33 protein-coding genes are annotated in these 21,271 nt (G+C 54.8%); 1 reads left to right on the top strand and 32 read right to left on the bottom strand.

Annotated features, from left to right (window positions below):
- The first annotated feature begins 59 nt into the window (after positions 1 to 59).
- Positions 60 to 2,891: an excinuclease ABC subunit UvrA gene (uvrA, locus tag AC0B60_RS18255; protein ID WP_465087297.1), complete on the top strand. Its 2,832-nt coding sequence runs from the start codon at positions 60 to 62 to the stop codon at positions 2,889 to 2,891.
- 74 nt (positions 2,892 to 2,965) lie between these two features.
- Here the strand turns inward: uvrA and rplQ are convergent, their stop codons facing one another.
- From rplQ to rpsL, 32 genes are all read right to left on the bottom strand, one after another.
- Complete coding sequence (gene rplQ, locus AC0B60_RS18250; protein ID WP_007153989.1) at positions 2,966 to 3,364, bottom strand: 50S ribosomal protein L17; 399 nt, start codon at positions 3,362 to 3,364, stop codon at positions 2,966 to 2,968.
- Between the two features lie 33 nt (positions 3,365 to 3,397).
- Positions 3,398 to 4,402, bottom strand: a complete 1,005-nt coding sequence (locus AC0B60_RS18245) for a DNA-directed RNA polymerase subunit alpha (RefSeq protein WP_036203352.1) — start codon at positions 4,400 to 4,402, stop codon at positions 3,398 to 3,400.
- A gap of 35 nt (positions 4,403 to 4,437) precedes the next feature.
- Positions 4,438 to 5,058 (bottom strand): 30S ribosomal protein S4, encoded by a 621-nt coding sequence (gene rpsD, locus AC0B60_RS18240; RefSeq protein WP_007153991.1) that lies wholly within the window; start codon positions 5,056 to 5,058, stop codon positions 4,438 to 4,440.
- Between the two features lie 18 nt (positions 5,059 to 5,076).
- Complete coding sequence (gene rpsK, locus AC0B60_RS18235) at positions 5,077 to 5,466, bottom strand: 30S ribosomal protein S11 (RefSeq protein ID WP_007153992.1); 390 nt, start codon at positions 5,464 to 5,466, stop codon at positions 5,077 to 5,079.
- 13 nt (positions 5,467 to 5,479) lie between these two features.
- Complete coding sequence (gene rpsM / locus AC0B60_RS18230) at positions 5,480 to 5,836, bottom strand: 30S ribosomal protein S13 (protein WP_007153993.1); 357 nt, start codon at positions 5,834 to 5,836, stop codon at positions 5,480 to 5,482.
- Between the two features lie 141 nt (positions 5,837 to 5,977).
- The gene (gene rpmJ / locus AC0B60_RS18225; RefSeq protein WP_008174902.1) at positions 5,978 to 6,091 is read right to left on the bottom strand and encodes a 50S ribosomal protein L36; all 114 of its coding nucleotides are present in this window, start codon (positions 6,089 to 6,091) and stop codon (positions 5,978 to 5,980) included.
- A 30-nt stretch (positions 6,092 to 6,121) separates the two neighbouring features.
- Positions 6,122 to 7,444, bottom strand: a complete 1,323-nt coding sequence (gene secY, locus AC0B60_RS18220; protein ID WP_007153995.1) for a preprotein translocase subunit SecY — start codon at positions 7,442 to 7,444, stop codon at positions 6,122 to 6,124.
- Positions 7,445 to 7,461: 17 nt separating this feature from the next.
- Positions 7,462 to 7,896, bottom strand: a complete 435-nt coding sequence (gene rplO, locus AC0B60_RS18215; protein ID WP_007153996.1) for a 50S ribosomal protein L15 — start codon at positions 7,894 to 7,896, stop codon at positions 7,462 to 7,464.
- A 1-nt stretch (position 7,897) separates the two neighbouring features.
- Complete coding sequence (rpmD, locus tag AC0B60_RS18210) at positions 7,898 to 8,086, bottom strand: 50S ribosomal protein L30 (RefSeq protein WP_283210527.1); 189 nt, start codon at positions 8,084 to 8,086, stop codon at positions 7,898 to 7,900.
- Positions 8,087 to 8,090: 4 nt separating this feature from the next.
- On the bottom strand, positions 8,091 to 8,591 hold the full coding sequence (gene rpsE / locus AC0B60_RS18205; RefSeq protein ID WP_007153998.1) for a 30S ribosomal protein S5: 501 nt from the start codon (positions 8,589 to 8,591) through the stop codon (positions 8,091 to 8,093).
- 12 nt (positions 8,592 to 8,603) lie between these two features.
- Positions 8,604 to 8,951: a 50S ribosomal protein L18 gene (gene rplR / locus AC0B60_RS18200; protein WP_007153999.1), complete on the bottom strand. Its 348-nt coding sequence runs from the start codon at positions 8,949 to 8,951 to the stop codon at positions 8,604 to 8,606.
- Between the two features lie 9 nt (positions 8,952 to 8,960).
- Positions 8,961 to 9,494: a 50S ribosomal protein L6 gene (gene rplF / locus AC0B60_RS18195; RefSeq protein WP_465087296.1), complete on the bottom strand. Its 534-nt coding sequence runs from the start codon at positions 9,492 to 9,494 to the stop codon at positions 8,961 to 8,963.
- A gap of 9 nt (positions 9,495 to 9,503) precedes the next feature.
- The gene (gene rpsH, locus AC0B60_RS18190; protein WP_465087295.1) at positions 9,504 to 9,896 is read right to left on the bottom strand and encodes a 30S ribosomal protein S8; all 393 of its coding nucleotides are present in this window, start codon (positions 9,894 to 9,896) and stop codon (positions 9,504 to 9,506) included.
- Between the two features lie 89 nt (positions 9,897 to 9,985).
- The gene (gene rpsN / locus AC0B60_RS18185; protein ID WP_007154002.1) at positions 9,986 to 10,291 is read right to left on the bottom strand and encodes a 30S ribosomal protein S14; all 306 of its coding nucleotides are present in this window, start codon (positions 10,289 to 10,291) and stop codon (positions 9,986 to 9,988) included.
- 12 nt (positions 10,292 to 10,303) lie between these two features.
- Positions 10,304 to 10,843 carry a 50S ribosomal protein L5 gene (rplE, locus tag AC0B60_RS18180; RefSeq protein ID WP_036203346.1) on the bottom strand — a complete coding sequence of 180 codons (540 nt, stop codon included), beginning with the start codon at positions 10,841 to 10,843 and terminating at the stop codon, positions 10,304 to 10,306.
- A 15-nt stretch (positions 10,844 to 10,858) separates the two neighbouring features.
- Positions 10,859 to 11,179: a 50S ribosomal protein L24 gene (rplX, locus tag AC0B60_RS18175; protein WP_007154004.1), complete on the bottom strand. Its 321-nt coding sequence runs from the start codon at positions 11,177 to 11,179 to the stop codon at positions 10,859 to 10,861.
- 16 nt (positions 11,180 to 11,195) lie between these two features.
- Positions 11,196 to 11,564 (bottom strand): 50S ribosomal protein L14, encoded by a 369-nt coding sequence (gene rplN, locus AC0B60_RS18170; protein ID WP_007154005.1) that lies wholly within the window; start codon positions 11,562 to 11,564, stop codon positions 11,196 to 11,198.
- Positions 11,565 to 11,622: 58 nt separating this feature from the next.
- Positions 11,623 to 11,889, bottom strand: a complete 267-nt coding sequence (gene rpsQ / locus AC0B60_RS18165) for a 30S ribosomal protein S17 (protein ID WP_007154006.1) — start codon at positions 11,887 to 11,889, stop codon at positions 11,623 to 11,625.
- A gap of 1 nt (position 11,890) precedes the next feature.
- Entirely contained in the window at positions 11,891 to 12,082 is a 192-nt protein-coding gene (gene rpmC, locus AC0B60_RS18160) for a 50S ribosomal protein L29 (RefSeq protein WP_007154007.1), read from the bottom strand.
- The gene (gene rplP, locus AC0B60_RS18155) at positions 12,082 to 12,495 is read right to left on the bottom strand and encodes a 50S ribosomal protein L16 (protein ID WP_007154008.1); all 414 of its coding nucleotides are present in this window, start codon (positions 12,493 to 12,495) and stop codon (positions 12,082 to 12,084) included. Before rplP ends, rpmC begins: the two co-directional genes overlap by 1 nt.
- A gap of 12 nt (positions 12,496 to 12,507) precedes the next feature.
- Positions 12,508 to 13,191, bottom strand: a complete 684-nt coding sequence (rpsC, locus tag AC0B60_RS18150; RefSeq protein ID WP_007154009.1) for a 30S ribosomal protein S3 — start codon at positions 13,189 to 13,191, stop codon at positions 12,508 to 12,510.
- Between the two features lie 11 nt (positions 13,192 to 13,202).
- Positions 13,203 to 13,535, bottom strand: coding sequence for a 50S ribosomal protein L22 (gene rplV, locus AC0B60_RS18145; protein WP_007154010.1), 333 nt, complete (start codon positions 13,533 to 13,535; stop codon positions 13,203 to 13,205).
- Positions 13,536 to 13,551: 16 nt separating this feature from the next.
- Positions 13,552 to 13,827, bottom strand: coding sequence for a 30S ribosomal protein S19 (gene rpsS, locus AC0B60_RS18140; RefSeq protein WP_007154011.1), 276 nt, complete (start codon positions 13,825 to 13,827; stop codon positions 13,552 to 13,554).
- Positions 13,828 to 13,850: 23 nt separating this feature from the next.
- Positions 13,851 to 14,678 (bottom strand): 50S ribosomal protein L2, encoded by an 828-nt coding sequence (rplB, locus tag AC0B60_RS18135; RefSeq protein WP_007154012.1) that lies wholly within the window; start codon positions 14,676 to 14,678, stop codon positions 13,851 to 13,853.
- Between the two features lie 17 nt (positions 14,679 to 14,695).
- A complete protein-coding gene (gene rplW, locus AC0B60_RS18130) occupies positions 14,696 to 14,989 on the bottom strand; it encodes a 50S ribosomal protein L23 (RefSeq protein ID WP_465087294.1) in 294 nt (97 codons plus the stop codon).
- Complete coding sequence (gene rplD, locus AC0B60_RS18125; RefSeq protein ID WP_007154015.1) at positions 14,986 to 15,591, bottom strand: 50S ribosomal protein L4; 606 nt, start codon at positions 15,589 to 15,591, stop codon at positions 14,986 to 14,988. The genes rplW and rplD overlap by 4 nt, the downstream gene beginning before the upstream one ends.
- Positions 15,592 to 15,602: 11 nt before the next feature.
- Positions 15,603 to 16,241 carry a 50S ribosomal protein L3 gene (gene rplC / locus AC0B60_RS18120; protein WP_465087293.1) on the bottom strand — a complete coding sequence of 213 codons (639 nt, stop codon included), beginning with the start codon at positions 16,239 to 16,241 and terminating at the stop codon, positions 15,603 to 15,605.
- A gap of 73 nt (positions 16,242 to 16,314) precedes the next feature.
- A complete protein-coding gene (gene rpsJ, locus AC0B60_RS18115; protein ID WP_004580743.1) occupies positions 16,315 to 16,626 on the bottom strand; it encodes a 30S ribosomal protein S10 in 312 nt (103 codons plus the stop codon).
- A gap of 189 nt (positions 16,627 to 16,815) precedes the next feature.
- Positions 16,816 to 18,012 (bottom strand): elongation factor Tu, encoded by a 1,197-nt coding sequence (gene tuf / locus AC0B60_RS18110; RefSeq protein ID WP_085681648.1) that lies wholly within the window; start codon positions 18,010 to 18,012, stop codon positions 16,816 to 16,818.
- A gap of 35 nt (positions 18,013 to 18,047) precedes the next feature.
- The gene (gene fusA / locus AC0B60_RS18105) at positions 18,048 to 20,153 is read right to left on the bottom strand and encodes an elongation factor G (RefSeq protein ID WP_465087292.1); all 2,106 of its coding nucleotides are present in this window, start codon (positions 20,151 to 20,153) and stop codon (positions 18,048 to 18,050) included.
- Positions 20,154 to 20,171: 18 nt separating this feature from the next.
- A complete protein-coding gene (rpsG, locus tag AC0B60_RS18100) occupies positions 20,172 to 20,642 on the bottom strand; it encodes a 30S ribosomal protein S7 (protein WP_007154020.1) in 471 nt (156 codons plus the stop codon).
- A gap of 113 nt (positions 20,643 to 20,755) precedes the next feature.
- Positions 20,756 to 21,130: a 30S ribosomal protein S12 gene (gene rpsL / locus AC0B60_RS18095; RefSeq protein ID WP_007154021.1), complete on the bottom strand. Its 375-nt coding sequence runs from the start codon at positions 21,128 to 21,130 to the stop codon at positions 20,756 to 20,758.
- Between the last annotated feature and the right edge of the window lie 141 nt (positions 21,131 to 21,271).

The following is a 21,271-nucleotide window of genomic DNA, read 5'->3' as shown; positions in this document are numbered from 1 at the left end:
CTTGGCCGGCCGGGGGCCAAACACGGTATAATTTCCGTTTTTTCCGACAGCGAGGTGTTATGGACCATATCCAGATCAAAGGGGCACGAACCCACAATCTGAAGAACATTGACCTGGATATGCCGAGGGACAAGCTGATCGTTATCACCGGGCTGTCCGGCTCCGGTAAATCTTCCCTGGCATTCGACACGCTTTACGCCGAGGGACAACGCCGGTACGTGGAATCACTGTCCACCTACGCCCGGCAGTTCCTGTCGATGATGGAAAAGCCAGACGTGGATCATATTGAGGGTCTGTCACCAGCTATTTCAATCGAGCAAAAGAGCACCTCCCACAACCCCCGCTCCACCGTCGGCACCATCACCGAAATCTACGACTACCTCCGCCTGCTGTTTGCCCGCGCCGGCGAGCCGCGCTGCCCGGACCACGACCAGCCACTGGAAGCTCAAACCGTTAGCCAGATGGTTGATCAGGTGCTGGCCATGCCCGATGACAGCAAGTTGATGATCCTGGCGCCGGTCATCCGTGACCGAAAGGGTGAGCACCTGCAAGTCATTGATACCATGCGCAGCCAGGGCTTTATCCGCTTGCGGGTAGATGGCCGCGTTTACGATATCGACGATGTCCCAACGCTGGACAAGAAACGCAAGCACCAGATTGACGTGGTGGTCGATCGCTTCAAAGTCAAACCGGGGCTTGAGCAACGGCTTGCCGAGAGCTTTGAAACGGCTCTGGGACTGGCTGACGGCATCGCACTCGTTACCCCTATGGACAATGAAGGAGTAGAACACACCTTTTCCGCCCGCTATGCCTGCACCCAATGTGGCTATGCCATCAGCGAGCTGGAACCGCGACTGTTTTCCTTCAACAACCCGGCCGGCGCCTGCCCAACCTGCGACGGCCTGGGCGTCAAACAGTTCTTCGATGCCGAGAAGATCGTCCAGCACCCAGAGGCCACCCTCGCCGAGGGCGCCATCAAGGGTTGGGACCGCAGGGCCGTATACTACTTCCAGATGTTGACCAGCGTGGCCGAACACTACGGCATCGATATGGACACCCCCTGGGAAGACCTCCCGGAGGAATTTCGTCAGGCGGCACTCTACGGATCGGGGACCGAAGACATCCCTTTCCGTTATGTGAACTCGCGCGGTCACATCATGGAGAAGGCTCACCCCTTTGAGGGCATCCTGCCGAACCTGGAGCGCCGCTATCGGGAAACCGAATCACAGAGCATGCGAGAAGAACTGGCCCGCAACCTCAGCACACAACCCTGCAAGGAGTGCCGCGGCTCACGGCTGCGGCGCAGTGCCCGGCATGTGTTTGTTGAAAAAAACAACATCTCGGACGTCACCCACATGCCCGTTGGCGACGCCCATGACTATTTCGGACAACTCACCCTACCCGGTCGCAAGGGCGAAATCGCCGAAAAAATCCTCAAGGAAGTTCGTCAACGACTGCAATTCCTGGTTAATGTTGGTCTGGAATATCTGACCCTTGAACGCAGCGCCGATACACTCTCCGGCGGCGAGGCCCAGCGCATAAGACTGGCGAGCCAGATCGGCGCCGGCCTTGTAGGCGTCATGTACATTCTCGATGAACCCTCCATCGGCCTGCACCAACGCGACAATGATCGCTTGCTGGCCACGCTGTTCCATCTTCGGGATCTGGGCAATACCGTAATCGTTGTTGAGCATGACGAAGACGCCATCCGGGCTGCGGACCACGTAATCGATATAGGGCCCGGCGCCGGCGTGCACGGTGGACATATCATTGCCCAGGGCACCCCTGAAGACATCATCGCCTCCAAGGACTCTCTCACCGGACAGTATCTGTGCGGCGAAAAAGAAATCGCGATCCCCGAACAACGCCACACCCGAAAAGGTAAGCCACTGGTCCTGGCTGGCGCGACTGGAAATAACCTGCAAGGCGTCACATTAACTTTACCGCTGGGTGTTATGACCTGTGTCACCGGCGTTTCGGGCTCCGGCAAGTCCACGCTGATCAACAGCACCCTGTACCCGGTGTGCGCTGCAAGGCTCAATAAAGCCACCAGCCTGACCCACGCACCCTATGAATCACTGAAAGGTCTGGACCAGCTCGATAAAGTAATCGACATCGACCAGAGCCCTATCGGCCGAACACCCCGCTCCAACCCCGCAACCTACACCGGACTGTTCACCCCGATACGAGAGCTGTTTGCCGGCACCCAGGAAGCCCGCTCCCGCGGATACAAACCGGGCCGCTTCAGCTTCAACGTGAAAGGCGGTCGTTGTGAGGCCTGTCAGGGCGACGGTGTGATCAAGGTGGAGATGCACTTCCTGCCGGACGTCTATGTTCCCTGCGATGTCTGCAAGGGCAAGCGCTACAACCGCGAAACCCTGGAGGTCCGCTACAAGGGCAAGAGCATTCACGAAGTGCTTGAGATGACCGTTGAGGAGGCCCGTGAATTCTTCGACCCGGTTCCTTTTCTGGCGCGCAAGCTGCAGACGCTGATCGACGTTGGGTTATCATACATTCGACTCGGCCAGAGTGCAGTCACCCTCTCCGGAGGCGAAGCCCAGCGCGTCAAACTGGCCAAGGAACTGTCCAAGCGCGACACCGGCAAGACACTCTATATTCTTGATGAGCCCACTACCGGCCTGCACTTCTACGACATCCAGCAACTGCTGACCGTACTGCAGCGGCTACGGGATCACGGCAACACCATCGTGGTGATCGAACACAATCTGGATGTGATAAAAACGGCGGATTGGATCATTGATCTCGGGCCCGAAGGCGGCTCAGGCGGTGGCCAGATCATTGCGGAAGGGACACCAGAACACGTTGCCGAGGTAGCCGGGTCGCACACCGGGCGGTACCTGAAAGGAGTCCTGGCCAGGGATGTGAAGTGACCGCTACAGGTGATGGGGCATAAAAAAACCGGAGGTATAAGCCTCCGGTTTTTCTATTGGGCTTGGCGAAAACCTTAATCTTCGCTTTCGTCCACTTCTTCTGCTTCGATGTCCAGCGGACGACCTACCAGCTCTACAAATGCCATGGGGGCATTGTCACCGGCACGGAAGCCACACTTCAGGATACGAAGGTAACCACCCGGACGCTCGTTGTAACGGGGACCAAGCTCATTGAACAGCTTGGCAACCGCCGCATCGTCACGCAGGCGAGAAAACGCCAGACGACGATTCGCGACCGAATCATTCTTTGACAGCGTGATCAAAGGCTCCGCTACCCGGCGAAGTTCTTTCGCTTTCGGGAGCGTAGTTTTGATCAGCTCGTGTTCAACCAGTGACGCAGTCATGTTACGGAACATGGCCTTGCGATGCGCACTGGTCCTGCTGAACTTACGACCACTCTTACGATGACGCATTGCTCTGATTCCTTACCTTAAACTAATCGGCGATTAACCGCCCAGGACCCGGTCGTCGCCACGGAGGCTAGCCGGCGGCCAGTTATCAAGACGCATACCCAGTGACAGACCGCGGGACGCGAGCACGTCCTTGATCTCAGTAAGCGACTTTTTACCAAGGTTAGGCGTCTTCAGCAGCTCAACTTCAGTGCGCTGGATCAGATCGCCGATGTAGTAAATATTCTCAGCCTTCAAGCAGTTAGCTGAACGCACCGTCAATTCCAGATCATCAACCGGACGCAGGAGGATCGGATCGATTTCTTCCTCTTCCTCAACGCGCTCAGGCTCTTTCTCGTGATCGAAATCAACAAACACGGCCAGTTGTTGCTGGAGGATGGTCGCTGCCCGGCGAATCGCTTCTTCCGGGTCGATCGTACCATTGGTCTCCAGATCAATAACCAGCTTGTCCAGGTCAGTGCGTTGCTCTACCCGTGCACTTTCCACGGCGTAGGCGACACGACGAACCGGACTGAAGGTTGCGTCCAGCTGCAGGCGTCCAATGGCGCGAGTCTCGTCCTCGTCCAGACCCCGCTGATCAGCAGGCTCATAGCCGCGACCACGGGCAACCTTCAGACGCATGTTCACTTCACCATTGGCACTCAGGTGACAGATCACATGTTCCGGGTTGGTGATCTCGACATCGTGATCCAGCTTGATATCACCGGCAGTGACAACGCCCGGGCCTTTCTTGCTGAGGGTTACCTCAGCATCGTCCCGGCCGCCCATTTTCACGGCCACGCCTTTAAGATTCAGAAGAATCTCAATGACGTCTTCCTGAACACCTTCGATCGCGCTGTACTCGTGCAACACGCCGTCGATCTGCGCCTCGGTAATGGCACAGCCCGGCATTGAGGACAAGAGTATCCGGCGCAGTGCGCTACCAAGCGTGTGACCGAAGCCCCTTTCCAAAGGCTCCAGCGTCACTTTGGCGCGCATGGCGCTTGATTCTTTCACGTCAATGGTACGAGGTGTCAATAACTCATGTACTGAACGCTGCATAGACGCCCCTAATTGCTCTCGTTGCTAACTGGGCTTTACTTGGAGTAAAGCTCGACGATGAGGTTCTCGTTGATGTCGGCCGGCAATTCAGTGCGCTCGGGCACTGACCTGTAAACGCCGGACATCTTGCTGGCGTCGACCTCTACCCAGCTCACCGGTGCGCGGCTGGAAGACAGGTCCAGCGCGCCTTTAACGCGAAGCTGGTTTTTTGCCTTCTCACGCACGCTCACAACATCACCCGGACGGACCTGATAAGACGGGATGTTCACCAGCTTATCGTTGACCAGGATCGCTTTGTGAGAAACGAGCTGACGGGACTCAGCACGGGTAGAACCAAAACCCATGCGATAGACAACGTTATCAAGACGGCCTTCCAGCAGCTGCAACAGGTTCTCACCGGTTGCACCCTTGATGCGGGCGGCCTCTTTGTAATAGTTGCGGAATTGCTTCTCCAGTACGCCGTAGATACGACGAACTTTCTGTTTTTCACGAAGCTGTACGCCATATTCGGACAGACGACCGCGACGCGCGCCGTGCATACCCGGCGGAGTCTCGATGTTGCACTTTGAATCGAGCGCGCGAACACCGCTCTTCAGAAAAAGATCTGTCCCTTCACGACGAGACAGCTTGCACTTCGGGCCTATGTAACGAGCCATAATTCACTGTCTCCTGTGTTAGACGCGGCGCTTTTTGGGCGGACGACAACCGTTATGAGGAATCGGCGTCACATCAGTGATGTTAGTGATCTTGTAGCCGCACGCGTTCAGCGCACGAACCGCAGATTCACGTCCGGGCCCCGGACCTTTAACCTCTACGTCCAGGTTTTTAAGGCCGTATTCAGCAGCCGCATTACCGGCTCTTTCAGCTGCTACCTGCGCAGCAAAAGGTGTACTCTTGCGTGACCCACGGAAACCAGAACCACCAGAGGTGGCCCAGGACAATACGTTGCCCTGACGGTCAGAAATGGTCACGATAGTGTTGTTGAAGGACGCGTGAATGTGCGCGACGCCATCAACAACCGTCTTTTTCACCTTTTTACGGGTACGTGTACCTGGCTTTGCCATGTTTGCCTACCTGTTACTTACGAATAGGTTTGCGAGGACCTTTACGGGTGCGGGCGTTGGTCTTTGTGCGCTGGCCACGGACAGGAAGTCCATGACGATGACGCAGACCACGGTGGCAACCGAGATCCTTCAAACGCTTAATGTTCATCTGAACTTCACGACGCAGATCGCCTTCAACGGCCAGCTTGCCTACTTCTGTACGAAGTGATTCAAGCTGCTCGTCGGACAGGTCTTTGACCTTGACGTCCGGCTTAACACCGGTTGCATCGCAAAGCTTCTGGGCTGCTGTCTTACCGACTCCAAAAATGTAAGTCAGAGAGATAACAGCATGTTTGTGATCGGGTATATTGACACCGGCTATACGTGCCATCCAAATTACTCCGCGTTCAAAGCTTTGCTGTGTGAATTTTCCGCCACTATAAAAGGGCGCGAAATAATAGCGCCTGACCCCACCTGAGGTCAAGCGCCATTAATCGTACCCTTTACAATGTCAGTGCTGAATCCGTAAGGATTAACCCTGACGCTGCTTGTGGCGAGGCTCCGAGCAAATGACTCGTACTGAGCCATTGCGACGAATTACTTTGCAGTTACGGCAAATTTTCTTTACCGAAGCGCGTACTTTCATTGTCGACTCCAGTTTTCAAGGGGAACGGGATTAACCGTTCCGACCATAGCCCTTGAGATTGGACTTCTTCATCAACGAATCATATTGATGAGACATCAGGTGCGACTGAACCTGAGCCATGAAATCCATCACCACGACTACAACAATCAGCAGAGACGTGCCGCCCAGGTAGAACGGTACATTCCCGGCAACCATCAGAAACTGAGGGAACAGGGACACTGCTGCAATGTACATTGCACCGAACAGGGTCAGGCGGGTCAGCACACCATCAATATACTTGGCAGTCTGATCGCCCGGACGAATGCCCGGAATAAACGCGCCTGAGCGCTTGAGATTATCCGCAACTTCTTTCGGGTTGTACATCAACGCTGTATAGAAGAAGCAGAAGAATACCACTGCTGCCGCAAACAGAATGATGTACAGAGGCTGACTGGGCGCCAGCGCCTGAGAAATATCACTCAGCCATTCCATACCCTCGCCCTGACCGAACCACTGACCCAATGACGCAGGGAACAGCAGAATGGAGGAGGCAAAGATAGGCGGAATAACGCCAGCCATATTAACCTTGAGCGGCAAATGACTGGATTGCTGGGCGAATACCCGCCGACCTTGCTGGCGCTTGGCGTAATTGATGGTCAGCCGACGCTGGCCACGCTCCATAAACACCACAAAGCCTATGACAGCGACCGCCAGGATACCAATACCCAGAACCACCAACAGGCTCATCTCGCCATTGCGGGCCTGTTCCAAGGTCTGCCCTATGGCGCCTGGAAGGCCAGCAACGATACCGGCAAAAATCAGCAGGGAAATCCCGTTACCGACGCCGCGCTCGGTGATCTGCTCACCCAGCCACATCATGAACACGGCACCACTAACGAAGGATACCACGGCCACGAAGTGGAAGCTGAAGCTGTCGTTGAAGGTCACACCCTGAGATGCCAGCCCGACAGAAATACCAAAGCCCTGAACCAGGGCCAGGATAACCGTACCATAGCGCGTGTACTGGCTTATCTTGCGACGGCCAGCTTCACCCTCTTTCTTCAGCTGCTCCAGCGTCGGACTGACCGCTGTCATCAACTGCATAATAATAGAGGCTGAAATATACGGCATGATACCAAGCGCGAAGATACTCATTCGCTCAAGCGCACCACCGGAAAACATGTTGAACATGCTCAGGATTGTGCCCTGGTTCTGTTCAAACAGTGCCGCCAGACGGTCGGGGTTGATACCCGGCACCGGAATGTGGGCACCAATTCGGTACACCAGCAATGCCAGGAAGACAAACCAGAGCCGCGATCGCAGCTCTGCCAGCCCTTTACCCGCGCCCGCAGGCAATGATGCGTTCTTGGCCATTTAGTCCTCGACTCGCCTTAGTCTTCGACTTTACCGCCCGCGGCAGTGATCGCCTCGCGTGCGCCTTTGGTCACCTTCAGACCCTTGACAGTCACTGCGCGGCTCAGTTCGCCGGACAGAATAACCTTCGCTTCACGAATCTCTTCGCGAACGATGTCAGCCTTCTTCAGGGCCTCGAGATCGGCTACGTCACCGTCTACTTTCGCCAGTTCGTTCAGACGAATTTCAGCCACATAGCGCTGTTGGCGCGACGTGAAACCAAATTTCGGCAGACGACGGGCCAACGGCTGCTGACCACCCTCAAAACCAGGTGCGACACTGCCGCCGGAACGGGCTTTCAGACCCTTGTGACCCCGACCACCGGTCTTGCCAAGGCCGCTACCGATACCGCGACCCACGCGCTTGGCGGCAGGACGTGAACCAGGCTCCGGACTAAGTTCGTTCAGACGCATCTTAGTTCTCCTCTACCTGCACCAGGTAGTTAACCCGGTTGATCATTCCGCGGACGGAAGGGGTATCTTCCACTTCCACGGTATGACCGATTTTACGGAGACCCAAGCCCTTGACGCACAGTTTGTGCTTGGGCTGACAGCCGATGGGGCTGCGGGTCAGTGTTACTTTGATCGTTTTTGCGTTCGCCATGACTTCAACCCAGAATCTCTTCCACGGATTTACCGCGCTTGGCTGCAATATCTTCAGGCGCTTGAGTTGCCTGGAGACCCTTGATGGTGGAACGTACCACGTTCACCGGGTTGGTGGACCCGTAACACTTGGACAGTACGTTCTGCACACCCGCTACTTCCAGTACGGCACGCATCGCGCCACCGGCGATGATACCGGTACCTTCGGATGCAGGCTGCATGTAGACCTTGGAACCACCATGCTGCGCTTTAACCGCATACTGCAGGGTATTTCCGTCAAGCGGGATATCGACCATGTTCTTGCGTGCAGCTTCCATCGCTTTCTGGATCGCAACCGGCACTTCACGCGCCTTGCCACGACCGAAACCAACGCGTCCTTTGCCATCACCCACTACAGTCAGTGCAGTGAAGGCAAAAATACGACCGCCTTTAACAACCTTGGCGACGCGATTGACCTGAACCAGCTTCTCCTGGAGCTCAGGCGCCTTCTGTTCGTTAACGCTCATCTTCTCCACCTCTTAGAATTGCAAGCCAGCTTCACGAGCTGCGTCGGCCAGAGCCTGGACGCGACCATGATAACGGTAACCGGAGCGGTCAAAAGCGACCTGCTCTACACCTGCTGCCTTGGCGCGCTCAGCAATCAGCTGACCGACCTTTTTGGCAGCGTCCACGTTACCGGTTGCACCCTGGCGCAGGTCCTTATCCAACGTGGAGGCAGCCGCCAGCACCTTGCTGCCGTCTGCAGTCGTAACCTGGGCATACATGTGCCGGGGTGTACGATGTACACACAGGCGGTTGGTGCCCAGCTTACGGATCTTCATGCGCACTTTGCGTGCGCGACGCAATCTTTCGTTATTCGCGCTCATAGTCCCGCCTTATTTCTTCTTGGCTTCTTTGCGTCTGACCTGCTCATCCGCATAACGAACACCCTTGCCTTTATAAGGCTCTGGCGGACGGAATGCGCGGACTTCAGCAGCGACCTGGCCAACCTGTTGCTTGTCGATTCCGCGAATCACAACTTCCGTATTGGACGGAGTTTCAGCGGTAATCCCCTCGGGCAGCTCATATTCAACCGGGTGTGAAAAACCCAGTGTCAGATTGAGCTTCTTACCTTGCGCCTGGGCACGGTAGCCTACGCCCGTCAGCGCGAGCTTGCGCTCGAAGCCTGCAGACACACCGGTCACCATATTGTTGACCAGTGCGCGGGTAGTACCAGCAAGAGCGCGGGACTGTTTGGCTCCATCACGGGGTGCGAAGCGCAGAACGTTTTCTTCCTGCGTGATCTCTACCACATGGTGGATGGTGAATTGAAGCGATCCTTTGGACCCCTTCACGTTAATTTCCTGTCCGTTCAGCTTAACCTCAACACCGGAAGGCAGCACGACAGGATTATTGGCAACCCTGGACATGTGTATCTCCTAAAATACGGTGCAGATGACTTCGCCACCCACGCCGGCAGCACGTGCAGCGCGGTCTGTCATTACGCCCCTGGACGTAGAGACAATCGCGACTCCCAGACCACCGGATACTTTCGGTAGCTCCCCAGCGCCCTTGTACTGGCGCAGACTCGGACGGCTGACCCGCTTGATTTCCTCAATAACCGGCTTGCCACCGAAGTACTTGAGGTTAATGGTCAGCTCGGGTTTCGCGTCAGCTGAGACGGAAAAATCGGCTACGTAACCTTCGTCCTTAAGGACCTGGGCTACGGAGATCTTCATCTTTGAAGATGGCATGGCCACATCGGCCTTCTGTGCCATCTGTGCATTACGGATACGGGTAAACATATCCGCAAGCGTATCTTGCATACTCATTGGTATGAGACTCCTGATCTTTTTAGTTGTGCAGCGGCGCGCCGCACCGCTTACCAACGGGCACCTGACCTGTGGTCAGAGTACCTGCCTTACCAGCTTGCTTTAGTCAGGCCCGGGACATCACCGCGCATGCCAGCTTCACGCAACTTGATACGTGACAGCTTAAACTTGCGCAGAACGCCGTGGGGACGACCTGTAACCTGGCAACGATTACGAAGACGCGAAGGAGATGCATCACGAGGAAGCTGTTGCAGCTTCATCTGCGCATCCCAACGGTCATCATCGCTGGTATTCGGGTTCTTGATAATCGCCTTGAGCTCTGCGCGCTTCGCTGCGTACTTCGCAACGGTTTTTTCGCGCTTGAACTCGCGGTTTTTCATGGAAACCTTAGCCATTACACTCGTTCCTTATTTCTTGAACGGAAAGCCGAAGGCTTTCAACAGTTCGCGACCTTCATCGTCGGTACCGGCAGTGGTGGTGATGGTGATATCAAGTCCACGGATCTTGTCGACTCTGTCGTACTCGATCTCCGGGAAAATGATCTGCTCACGCACGCCCATGCTGTAGTTACCGCGACCATCGAAGGACTTGGGATTCAGACCGCGGAAGTCACGAATGCGGGGTACCGCAATGTGAACCAGACGATCAAAGAAATCCCACATACGCTCACCGCGCAGGGTAACTTTACAACCGATCGGCCAACCTTCACGGATTTTGAAGCCCGCTACGGATTTACGTGCCAAAGTGACAACGGCTTTTTGACCTGCCAGGCGCTCAAGATCCGCCACAGCGTTCTCAATCAGCTTCTTGTCACCGACCGCTTCGCCGACACCCATATTCAGGGTGATCTTTTCGATACGTGGCACCTGCATGATGTTCTTGTAGCTGAACTCTTTCTGCAGGGCGGGTACCACTTCCTTACTGTACTGCTCTTTCATGTTAAGCATCGTAACCACCACCGCTTACTGGTTATCGACGACTTCTTTCGTGGACTTAAAGATCCGCACTTTGGCGCCGTCTTCCTTGATCTGGAAGCCTACGCGATCGGCTTTGCCGGTCTGCGGATTAAAAATAGCCACGTTGGAAGCCTGGATAGGTGCTTCTTTTTCGACGATGCCACCTGGGGTGCCGAGCATCGGGTTTGGCTTGGTATGTTTCTTGATCATATTGATCCCAGAAACAACAACCCGGCCATCGTCCTGAACCTTCAGGACTTTACCACGTTTGCCTTGGTCTTTCCCCGTAGTGACGATTACTTCGTCATCTCGTTTGATCTTTTTCATAACCGGCCTCTGGTCCTTAAAGTACTTCGGGTGCCAGTGAAATAATTTTCATGAACTTCTCATTTCGCAGTTCACGGGTAACCGGTCCGAAGATACGGGTACCAATGGGTGCGTCCTGATTGTTCAGAAGTACTGCCGCGTTTCCGTCGAAACGAATAAGCGACCCGTCGGGACGACGCACACCTTTACGGGTACGTACAACGACAGCTTTCAGGACCTGGCCTTTTTTCACTTTACCGCGGGGGATGGCTTCCTTAACGGTTACCTTGATGATATCCCCAACGCTGGCATAACGCCGATGTGAACCGCCCAGGACCTTGATGCACATAACCTGACGTGCACCACTGTTGTCCGCGACTTCAAGCATTGTTTGAGTCTGAATCATGGTTATTCTCCAGCAGAAACCACTTTGCCGTTACGACAAGACTCACCGTCCGGGCGAGTTACACCTTCGATGCGCGTTCGGTGACTTCCACCAGAGCCCAGCTTTTGGTCTTGGAGACCGGGCGGGTTTCCTGGATTGTAACGGTGTCACCGATGTTGCACTGATTGCTCTCGTCGTGAGCATGAATTTTGGATGAACGCTTCATGTACTTACCGTACAGAGGATGCTTAACCTGGCGCTCAACCAGAACCACAATGGATTTCTCCATTTTGTTGCTCACGACCTTGCCGCTCAGGGTTCTGGCAGTTTGGGTAGCTTCAGTCATGTTACTGTCCTGCCTTTTCATTCATAACTGTTTTCACGCGAGCAATGTCACGCTTCACCTTCGGAAGAAGATGAGACTGATTCAGCTGACCTGTCGCCTTACGCATGCGCAGGTTGAACTGCTCCTTCAGGAGGTCGATCAGCTCTTTGTTCAGCTCCTCGACTGACTTGTCACGCAGCTCTGTTGCTTTCATCACATCACCGTCCTCGTTACAAAGGTGGTCTGTACGGGTAGCTTGGCCGCAGCAAGAGTGAATGCGTCACGAGCGATTTCCTCGGAGACACCTTCCATCTCATACAGCATCCGGCCTGGCTGAATTTCAGCCACCCAGTACTCGACAGAACCCTTACCTTTACCCATTCGTACTTCGAGCGGCTTGCTGGAGATCGGCTTGTCCGGAAAAATCCGGATCCAGATCTTACCGCCCCGCTTGATGCGGCGAGTCATGGTACGACGCGCTGCCTCAATCTGGCGCGCAGTTATACGTCCACGGCTTGTCGCCTTCAATCCGTATTCACCGAAGCTCACCTTGTTAGCACGGTGCGCAAGACCGGTGTTACGGCCTTTCATTACCTTGCGAAATTTGGTGCGTTTTGGTTGCAGCATTTGAGTGCCCCTTTACTTAGAACCTTTCTTCCCAGAGGCTTTCTTGTCGGCACGGACCTGCTCCATACCACCAAGAATCTCACCTTTGAAGATCCATACCTTGACGCCGATAATGCCGTAAGTGGTTTTCGCTTCGTAGGTCGAGTAATCAATATCTGCACGCAGTGTGTGCAGCGGTACACGACCTTCGCGATACCACTCGGAACGGGCAATTTCAGCACCCCCGAGACGACCGCCTACCTGGATCTTGATGCCTTTCGCACCCTGGCGCATGGCGTTCTGAACCGCACGCTTCATGGCGCGACGGAACATCACACGACGCTCCAGCTGACCGGCAACGTTCTGCGCGACCAGGCGGGCATCCAGGTCCGGCTTGCGGACTTCTTCGATGTTGATGTGCACGGGCACACCCATCATGTCGCTGACTTCGCGACGCAGACGGTCAACATCTTCACCCTTCTTACCGATAACAATACCGGGACGGGCTGTATGGATCGTGATACGGGCGTTCTGAGCAGGGCGCTCGATCACAATCTTGCTGACAGACGCCTTTACCAGACGCTTGTCAAGGAATTCGCGAACCTGAATATCGTTCAACAGGTTGTTCGCGTATTCCGCCTTTTCGGCGTACCACACTGAGTTGTGCTCTTTGATCACACCCAGGCGCATGCCGGTTGGATTTACTTTATGACCCATCTGAGCATCTCCTACTTGTCGGCGACCTTGACGGTGATATGACAGGTGCGCTTGAAAATCCGGTCAGCGCGCCCCTTGGCTCGAGCTTTGATTCGCTTGAGCGTCGGACCCTCATCCACCATAACGGTGGAAACCCGCAAATCATCTACGTCCAGACCTTCGTTATGCTCAGCGTTGGCGATGGCAGACTCAAGGGCTTTCTTGAGAATGACCGCCGCCTTCTTCGGGCTGAAAGTCAGAATGTTCAGGGCGTCCTCAACAGCCTTGCCGCGTACTTGGTCAGCGACAAGACGCGCTTTCTGAGCTGAGAGGCGAGCGCCCTTGTACTTGGCTGCTACTTCCATTTCTATTACCTCACAATCAGCGTTTAGCTTTCTTGTCGGCCGCATGACCACGATAAGTACGCGTTGCCGCGAACTCACCCAGCTTATGCCCAACCATATCTTCGGTGACATAAACCGGCACGTGCTGCTTGCCGTTGTGGACTGCAATGGTCAGGCCTACCATCTCCGGAAACACTGTCGACCGGCGGGACCAGGTTTTGATCGGCCGCTTGTCGTTCGCTTCCAGAGCTGCCTCGACCTTCTTCAACAGATGCAGGTCTATAAAAGGACCTTTCTTCAAAGAACGTGGCACAGCATTTACCTCTATGTAGTCGTTTACTTGGCTGAACGACGACGTACTATCATCTTGTCAGTACGCTTGTTCTTACGAGTCTTATGCCCTTTGGTCGGAACACCCCACGGAGTAACCGGGTGACGCCCGCCAGAGGTACGCCCTTCACCACCACCATGTGGGTGGTCAACTGGGTTCATAGCAACACCACGTACTGTTGGACGTTTACCGCGCCAACGTGATGCACCCGCTTTACCAAGCTGCTTGAGACTGTGTTCGCTGTTGGACACTTCACCCAACGTTGCGCGACAGTCAACAAGCACCTTACGCATTTCACCTGAGCGCAGGCGGATGGTGGCATAAGCCCCCTCCCGAGCAACCAGCTGTACGGATGCGCCCGCAGAGCGAGCCAGCTGAGCACCTTTGCCAGGCTTGATTTCGACGCAGTGAATCACGGAACCGACCGGAATATTCCGGAGTGGCAGCGTGCTTCCTACTTTAATCGGCGCGTCGATGCCGGAGCGCACAGGATCACCAATCTGCATACCTTTGGGAGCGATAATGTAGCGGCGCTCGCCATCAGCGTACTTGATCAGCGCAATGTGCGCAGAGCGGTTAGGATCGTATTCCAGGCGCTCGATAGTCGCCGGAATACCATCTTTGGTCCGCTTAAAGTCAATGACACGGTAGTGCTTTTTATGTCCACCACCAATGTGACGGGTAGTGATGCGACCAAAATGGTTACGACCACCCGATTTACTCAGTGTTTCTACCAACGGCTCGTAAGGGCGCCCCTTGTGAAGATCAGGGTTAAAGAGCTTAACAACGTGACGGCGGCCGGCAGATGTTGGCTTGGTTTTGACGATCGGCATTTTACGACCCCTTTACCTTATTCCACATCCAGAAAATCAATGTCCTGACCGTCCGCAAGCTTTACGTAAGCCTTACGAATGTCAGCACGCTTGCCGAAGCCGCGAACGGTACGCTTGAGCTTACCCTTACGGTTCAGAACCTGAACACCTTCGACGGTGACGTTGAACAGCTGCTCAACGGCTTTCTTGATCTCGGGCTTGGTTGCGTCAGAGGCTACACGGAACACCACCTGACCGCTTTCCGCTACCAGAGAGGCTTTCTCTGATACGTGAGGCCCAAGAAGAACCTTGTAAATACGTTCCTGATTCATCCCAGCATCTCCTCGATTTTCTTCAGAGCGGGAACAGTCACAACCACTTTGTCGAAGGCGACAAGGCTAACCGGGTCAAGACCGGCAACATCGCGCACATCAACATGCGGAATGTTGCGAGAGGCCAAGTGCAGGTTCTGCTCGACGTTGTCAGACAGAATCAGCGCGTTACTGACACCGATATCGCTCAGCTTGGCAGTGAAGGCCTTGGTTTTGGGTGTTTCGACATTCATGTCGTCAACCACAACCAGGCGCTCCTGACGGACCAGCTCGGAAAAAATGGAGCGCATCGCTGCGCGGTACATTTTGCGGTTTACCTTCTGCTCAAAACTCTGAGGCTTGGCAGCGAAGGTAACACCACCGGACCGCCACAGCGGACTGCGGATGGTACCGGCACGGGCACGACCCGTACCCTTCTGACGCCAGGGCTTCTTACCACCTCCAGCGACTTCCGAACGTGTTTTCTGAGCACGGGTACCCTGACGTGCACCGGACATATACGCGGTGACAACCTGGTGAACCAGTGACTCATTAAAATCTTTGGCGAATGCAGCGTCGGAAACCGAGATCCCCTTGCCGCTACCTGTAATAGTCAATTCCATCGCACCGCTCCTCAGGCTTTAACTGCAGGCTTGATGACAACATTTCCACCGGTCGCGCCCGGAACGGCACCACGAATCAGCAGAAGGTTGCGTTCGGCGTCGACACGGACGACTTGCAGGTTCTGCACGGTCACCTGCGCATTGCCCATCTGGCCCGCCATCTTTTTGCCCTTGAATACCTTGCCCGGAGTCTGGTTCTGACCAATGGAACCCGGAGCACGATGAGAAAGGGAGTTACCGTGTGTAGCGTCCTGCATGGAGAAGTTCCAGCGCTTTACGCCGCCCTGGAAACCTTTACCCTTGGACTGACCAACAGCATCAACGACCTGGCCATCTTCAAAGATGGAAGCGGTAATTTCTCCGCCTGCAGCCAGCTCTTCGCCTTCGCCATCAGCGAGACGGAATTCCCACAAACCACGACCTGCCTCAACTCCGGCTTTGGCGTAATGGCCCGCTTCGCTTTTAGTCACACGAGAGGAACGACGCTTTCCAACGGTTACCTGAACCGCACGATAGCCATCGCTTTCTAGAGTTTTCAGCTGGGTAATGCGGTTGGGCTCAACCTCAATTACCGTTACGGACAATGCTTGCCCGTCTTCCGTAAAAATACGGGTCATACCGGCCTTGCGACCGACAATTCCAATTGCCATGTTTCACCTCTTAAGTGTACGGGGCTCTCACCCTCTATGGCCTTATGACAGTTACACAGACTAACGCTTGGCGTTAGCCGAGGCTGATCTGAACGTCTACACCTGCTGCCAGATCCAGCTTCATCAAAGCATCTACTGTCTTTTCCGTCGGCTCGACGATATCCAGCAAACGCTTGTGTGTACGAATCTCGTACTGATCGCGCGCGTCTTTGTTGACGTGCGGTGAAATCAGAACGGTGTACTTTTCCTTCCGCGTCGGCAGAGGGATTGGCCCACGCACTTGAGCGCCGGTCCGCTTCGCGGTATCGACAATCTCCTGCGTTGACTGGTCGATTAGGCGATAATCAAACGCCTTCAACCGGATTCGAATTTTTTGGCTTTGCATGATGCACCAAACTCCACTCGTAGCAGCTACTAGTTAGCCGACCTTCAAAAAAAGGAGCCGCATTGTATGCATAATACCCAGCAGTGTCAACTGCGATCAGCAGCGACTCAACTGGGTCGGATTGTGCGGCTGAAACGGAAAAAGGGGCTGACTTACAGCCCCCCCTTTCCCTCAGATCACCCGAGTGATTTACTCGATGATCTTTGAGACTACGCCGGCACCAACGGTACGGCCACCTTCGCGAATCGCGAAGCGCAGACCATCTTCCATGGCGATCGGAGCAATCAGGGTAACACTCATCTTCACGTTGTCACCCGGCATTACCATTTCCACACCTTCCGGCAGCTCACAGGAACCTGTGACGTCGGTGGTACGGAAGTAAAACTGCGGACGATAACCCTTAAAGAACGGGGTATGACGACCACCTTCTTCTTTGCTCAGCACGTACACTTCGCACTCAAACTTGGTGTGCGGAGTGATGGAGCCCGGAACCGCCAGTACCTGACCACGCTCAACGTCGTCACGCTTGGTACCACGCAGAAGAACACCAACGTTCTCACCAGCACGGCCTTCGTCCAGCAGCTTACGGAACATCTCAACACCGGTACAAACCGTCTTCACGGTATCTTTGATACCAATGATTTCGACTTCGTCACCAACCTTGATGATGCCACGCTCAACACGACCGGTTACTACCGTACCGCGACCAGAGATGGAGAACACGTCCTCGATCGGCATCAGGAACGGCTGATCAATCGCACGCTCAGGATCCGGAATGTATTCGTCCAGGGCTTCTACCAGCTTCTTAACAGCGGTAGTACCCATCTCGTTGTCGTCCTTACCTTCCAGCGCCATCAGCGCGGAACCGGTAACGATCGGAGTGTCGTCGCCTGGGAAGTCGTACTGGCTCAGCAGTTCGCGAACTTCCATCTCGACCAGCTCAAGCAGCTCTTCGTCATCAACCATGTCCGCTTTGTTCAGGAACACAACGATGAAAGGAACACCTACCTGACGGGACAGCAGGATGTGCTCGCGAGTCTGCGGCATGGGGCCGTCAGCTGCGGAACAAACCAGGATAGCGCCATCCATCTGAGCCGCACCCGTGATCATGTTCTTCACATAGTCAGCGTGGCCCGGGCAGTCAACGTGCGCATAGTGACGCGCCGGTGAATCGTACTCAACGTGAGACGTCGCGATGGTAATACCACGCGCCTTCTCTTCCGGTGCGTTATCGATCTGGTCGAATGCGCTTGCACTACCAGTACCCCACACTTCGTGACACACACGAGTCAGCGCGGCTGTCAGCGTGGTCTTGCCATGGTCTACGTGACCAATGGTGCCCACGTTTACGTGCGGCTTATTACGCTCAAATTTTGCTTTAGACACGGTTACACCTCTTCCTGTTTCTTAAGTCCTGGGGATCAACCCTTTTTAATGATCGCTTCGGCAATGTTCGAAGGAGCTTCCATATAGCGGGAGAACTCCATCGCATAAGACGCCCGACCCTGCGTTGCAGAACGCAGATCGGTGGCGTAACCGAACATCTCCGACAACGGAACCTCGGCACGGATTGTCTTGCCCGAAGGGCCGTCTTCCATACCCTGAACCAGACCACGACGGCGGTTCAGATCACCAACGACGTCACCCATATACTCTTCCGGGGTAACGCACTCGACCCTCATGAGAGGCTCAAGAAGGGCCGGACTGGCCTCCAACGCGCCTTTCTTCATCGCCATGGAACCGGCGACCTTGAACGCCATCTCGTTGGAGTCAACGTCATGGTAGGAACCATCGTACAGCGTGGCCTTGATCCGCAGCAGAGGATAACCGGCCAGGCAGCCGTTCTTCATCTGCTCTTCAATGCCCTGCTGAACAGCGGGAATGTATTCCTTGGGAACCACACCACCAACGATTTCGTTTACAAAGATGAAGTTCTCGCCATCCTCCTCATCGAGAGGCAGCGGCTCAAGCTTGAGCTTGACATGACCATACTGACCACGACCGCCGGACTGACGCACGAACTTACCTTCCACATCCACGTTCTTACGGATGCACTCACGATAAGCCACCTGCGGCTTACCAATGTTCGCTTCCACCTTGAACTCGCGACGCATCCGGTCAACGATGATGTCCAGGTGAAGCTCACCCATACCGGAGATGATGGTCTGGCCAGACTCTTCATCGGTACGAACCTGGAAAGACGGATCTTCCTGAGCAAGCTTGCCCAGAGCGACACCCATTTTCTCTTGGTCAGCCTTCGACTTCGGCTCAACGGCTACCGAAATTACCGGTTCAGGGAACTCCATGCGCTCCAGGATGATCTTATGGTTCTCGTCACACAGGGTATCACCGGTAGTGACACTCTTCAGGCCGATTGCCGCAGCAATATCACCCGCGAGAACCTCTTTGATTTCCTGACGCTCTTTGGAGTGCATCTGAACCATACGGCCGACGCGCTCTTTCTTGCTCTTTACGGAGTTGTATACCGCATTACCGGACTCCAGCTTACCGGAGTAAACCCGGAAGAAGGTCAGAGTACCAACGAACGGGTCGGTAGCAATCTTGAACGCGAGCGCAGAGAACGGAGCGTCGTCGTCAGCCTGACGAGTCTCTTCGGTTCCGTCTTCGTCAACTTCACCACGGATCGCCTTGACTTCGTCCGGCGCAGGCAGGAATTCGATAACCGAATCCAGTACCGCCTGAACACCCTTGTTCTTAAAGGCAGAACCGCATGTTGCGACAACGATCTCGTTGGCGAGCGTACGGATACGCAAACCTTTCTTGATGTCTTCGATGCTCAGCTCACCCTCTTCGAGGTAGCGCTCCATCAACTCTTCGTTAGCTTCCGCAGCCGCTTCCATCATTTCTTCGCGGTACTTCGCAACCTCGTCAGCCATCTCGGCCGGAACGTCGCGCTGGTCATAAGTAGCGCCAGCATCGTCTTCGTTCCAGTAAATAGCCTTGTTACGAATCAGGTCAACCAGGCCGGCGAACTCGTCTTCAGCACCGATCGGCAACTGAATGGGCACAGCAGTCGCACCCAGACGGTTCTTGATCTGCTCAACGACGCGCAGGAAGTTGGCGCCGGCACGGTCCATCTTGTTGACGAACACCATGCGGGGCACTTCGTATTTATTAGCCTGACGCCAAACAGTCTCGGACTGCGGCTCAACACCAGAGGAGCCGCAGAACACCACAACCGCACCATCGAGCACACGCAGGGAACGCTCCACTTCGATGGTGAAGTCAACGTGCCCCGGGGTGTCGATGATGTTTACGCGGTGCTCGGGATACTGCTTGTCCATACCCTGCCAGAAACAGGTAGTCGCAGCAGACGTGATGGTAATACCACGCTCCTGCTCCTGCTCCATCCAGTCCATGGTTGCTGCACCATCATGAACCTCACCGATTTTGTGGGAAATGCCTGTATAGAACAGAACCCGCTCGGTGGTTGTGGTCTTGCCCGCATCAACGTGCGCACAAATACCAATGTTTCTGTATCTCTTGATCGGAGTCTTGCGTGCCACTGTATGAACCTCGGCTGATTAGAAACGGAAGTGAGAGAACGCCTTGTTGGCTTCTGCCATGCGATGAACGTCTTCGCGCTTCTTAACAGCGGAGCCCTTGCTATCAGCGGCATCCAGGATTTCACCTGCCAGACGCTGCGCCATGGACTTTTCACCACGCTTCCGTGAGTATTCTACGAGCCAGCGCATAGCCAGCGCGTTCTGACGTGAAGGCCGTACTTCGACAGGCACCTGGTAGGTAGCACCACCCACGCGACGGGATTTAACTTCAACCATCGGCTGGATGTTTTCCAGGGCCTTCTCGAACATGTCGATCGGCTCTTCCTTGGATTTGTCGGCAACGATATCGAGCGCGCCATAAACAATGCGCTCAGCGACAGCTTTCTTGCCACTCTCCATCACATGGTTGATGAACTTGGCCAGCCGTGCACTGCCGAACTTAGGATCCGGGATAATTTCCCGTTTTGCTGCAACTCTTCTTCTAGGCATCGATAAGCCCTTATCTATTAAAAGGTCTTCAGGAACCCCTGAGATAGCATCAGCTACTCAGCCTTACTCTTACCGTTCTACGTAGCAACGATAAAAGACACCCGCGTGGGACATCAGGACTTGGGTCGTTTTGCACCGTACTTGGAGCGGCCCTGCTTACGGTTCTGCACACCCTGGGTGTCCAGCGTTCCGCGAACAGTGTGATAGCGCACACCCGGAAGGTCTTTTACTCGACCGCCACGGATCAGCACAACACTGTGCTCCTGAAGGTTGTGACCTTCACCACCAATGTATGAGGAAACCTCGTAGCCGTTAGTCAGACGAACACGGCATACTTTACGCAGCGCTGAGTTCGGCTTCTTCGGCGTGGTTGTGTATACACGGGTGCATACACCACGACGCTGAGGGCACGCCTGCAGAGCAGGAACGTCACTCTTGGCCGCTTTGCGTTTACGAGGCTTACGCACCAACTGATTAATCGTTGCCATGTAAGCAAACTCCAACAAACCATATCAATGAAACTTACCCCCGACAGGCGGGGGTAAAATTTGAGGGTCGCAAGTTTAAGCCTGCGCCCCTGAACAGTCAAGATGACTGATCTCTTTTTAACCACCCACCGGGTAAGTAAC

It is taken from the genome of Marinobacter sp. V34 (assembly GCF_055524115.1).
The sequence above is the reverse complement of the archived record's forward strand: the minus strand, read 5'-3'. Positions and strand labels throughout refer to the sequence as shown.

Bases quoted from the DNA above. Each gene is read 5' to 3' on its own strand.
- rpsD (WP_007153991.1), bottom strand. From the start codon at position 5,058: ATGGCTCGTTACATAGGCCCGAAGTGCAAGCTGTCTCGTCGTGAAGGG.
- rpsL (WP_007154021.1), bottom strand. From the start codon at position 21,130: ATGGCAACGATTAATCAGTTGGTGCGTAAGCCTCGTAAACGCAAAGCG.
- rplD (WP_007154015.1), bottom strand. From the start codon at position 15,591: ATGGAATTGACTATTACAGGTAGCGGCAAGGGGATCTCGGTTTCCGAC.
- rpsC (WP_007154009.1), bottom strand. From the start codon at position 13,191: ATGGGTCATAAAGTAAATCCAACCGGCATGCGCCTGGGTGTGATCAAA.
- rpmJ (WP_008174902.1), bottom strand. From the start codon at position 6,091: ATGAAAGTACGCGCTTCGGTAAAGAAAATTTGCCGTAACTGCAAAGTA.
- rpsE (WP_007153998.1), bottom strand. From the start codon at position 8,591: ATGAGCGTTAACGAACAGAAGGCGCCTGAGCTCCAGGAGAAGCTGGTT.
- rpsH (WP_465087295.1), bottom strand. From the start codon at position 9,896: ATGAGTATGCAAGATACGCTTGCGGATATGTTTACCCGTATCCGTAAT.
- rplC (WP_465087293.1), bottom strand. From the start codon at position 16,241: ATGGCAATTGGAATTGTCGGTCGCAAGGCCGGTATGACCCGTATTTTT.
- rpsG (WP_007154020.1), bottom strand. From the start codon at position 20,642: ATGCCTAGAAGAAGAGTTGCAGCAAAACGGGAAATTATCCCGGATCCT.
- rpmD (WP_283210527.1), bottom strand. From the start codon at position 8,086: ATGGCGAACGCAAAAACGATCAAAGTAACACTGACCCGCAGCCCCATC.
- rplO (WP_007153996.1), bottom strand. From the start codon at position 7,896: ATGCGTCTGAACGAACTTAGTCCGGAGCCTGGTTCACGTCCTGCCGCC.
- rplF (WP_465087296.1), bottom strand. From the start codon at position 9,494: ATGTCCAGGGTTGCCAATAATCCTGTCGTGCTGCCTTCCGGTGTTGAG.
- rplP (WP_007154008.1), bottom strand. From the start codon at position 12,495: ATGCTGCAACCAAAACGCACCAAATTTCGCAAGGTAATGAAAGGCCGT.
- rpsQ (WP_007154006.1), bottom strand. From the start codon at position 11,889: ATGACTGAAGCTACCCAAACTGCCAGAACCCTGAGCGGCAAGGTCGTG.
- rplQ (WP_007153989.1), bottom strand. From the start codon at position 3,364: ATGCGTCATCGTAAGAGTGGTCGTAAGTTCAGCAGGACCAGTGCGCAT.
- rplX (WP_007154004.1), bottom strand. From the start codon at position 11,179: ATGAAAAAGATCAAACGAGATGACGAAGTAATCGTCACTACGGGGAAA.
- uvrA (WP_465087297.1), top strand. From the start codon at position 60: ATGGACCATATCCAGATCAAAGGGGCACGAACCCACAATCTGAAGAAC.
- rplR (WP_007153999.1), bottom strand. From the start codon at position 8,951: ATGAGCGCGAATAACGAAAGATTGCGTCGCGCACGCAAAGTGCGCATG.
- rplN (WP_007154005.1), bottom strand. From the start codon at position 11,564: ATGATTCAGACTCAAACAATGCTTGAAGTCGCGGACAACAGTGGTGCA.
- rpsM (WP_007153993.1), bottom strand. From the start codon at position 5,836: ATGGCACGTATAGCCGGTGTCAATATACCCGATCACAAACATGCTGTT.
- rplV (WP_007154010.1), bottom strand. From the start codon at position 13,535: ATGGAAGTAGCAGCCAAGTACAAGGGCGCTCGCCTCTCAGCTCAGAAA.
- rplB (WP_007154012.1), bottom strand. From the start codon at position 14,678: ATGCCGATCGTCAAAACCAAGCCAACATCTGCCGGCCGCCGTCACGTT.
- rpmC (WP_007154007.1), bottom strand. From the start codon at position 12,082: ATGAAAGCAACAGAGCTGCGTGACAAGTCAGTCGAGGAGCTGAACAAA.
- rpsJ (WP_004580743.1), bottom strand. From the start codon at position 16,626: ATGCAAAGCCAAAAAATTCGAATCCGGTTGAAGGCGTTTGATTATCGC.
- rplE (WP_036203346.1), bottom strand. From the start codon at position 10,843: ATGCTTAACATGAAAGAGCAGTACAGTAAGGAAGTGGTACCCGCCCTG.
- secY (WP_007153995.1), bottom strand. From the start codon at position 7,444: ATGGCCAAGAACGCATCATTGCCTGCGGGCGCGGGTAAAGGGCTGGCA.
- rpsK (WP_007153992.1), bottom strand. From the start codon at position 5,466: ATGGCAAAGCCAGGTACACGTACCCGTAAAAAGGTGAAAAAGACGGTT.
- rpsN (WP_007154002.1), bottom strand. From the start codon at position 10,291: ATGGCTAAGGTTTCCATGAAAAACCGCGAGTTCAAGCGCGAAAAAACC.
- AC0B60_RS18245 (WP_036203352.1), bottom strand. From the start codon at position 4,402: ATGCAGCGTTCAGTACATGAGTTATTGACACCTCGTACCATTGACGTG.
- rplW (WP_465087294.1), bottom strand. From the start codon at position 14,989: ATGAATCAGGAACGTATTTACAAGGTTCTTCTTGGGCCTCACGTATCA.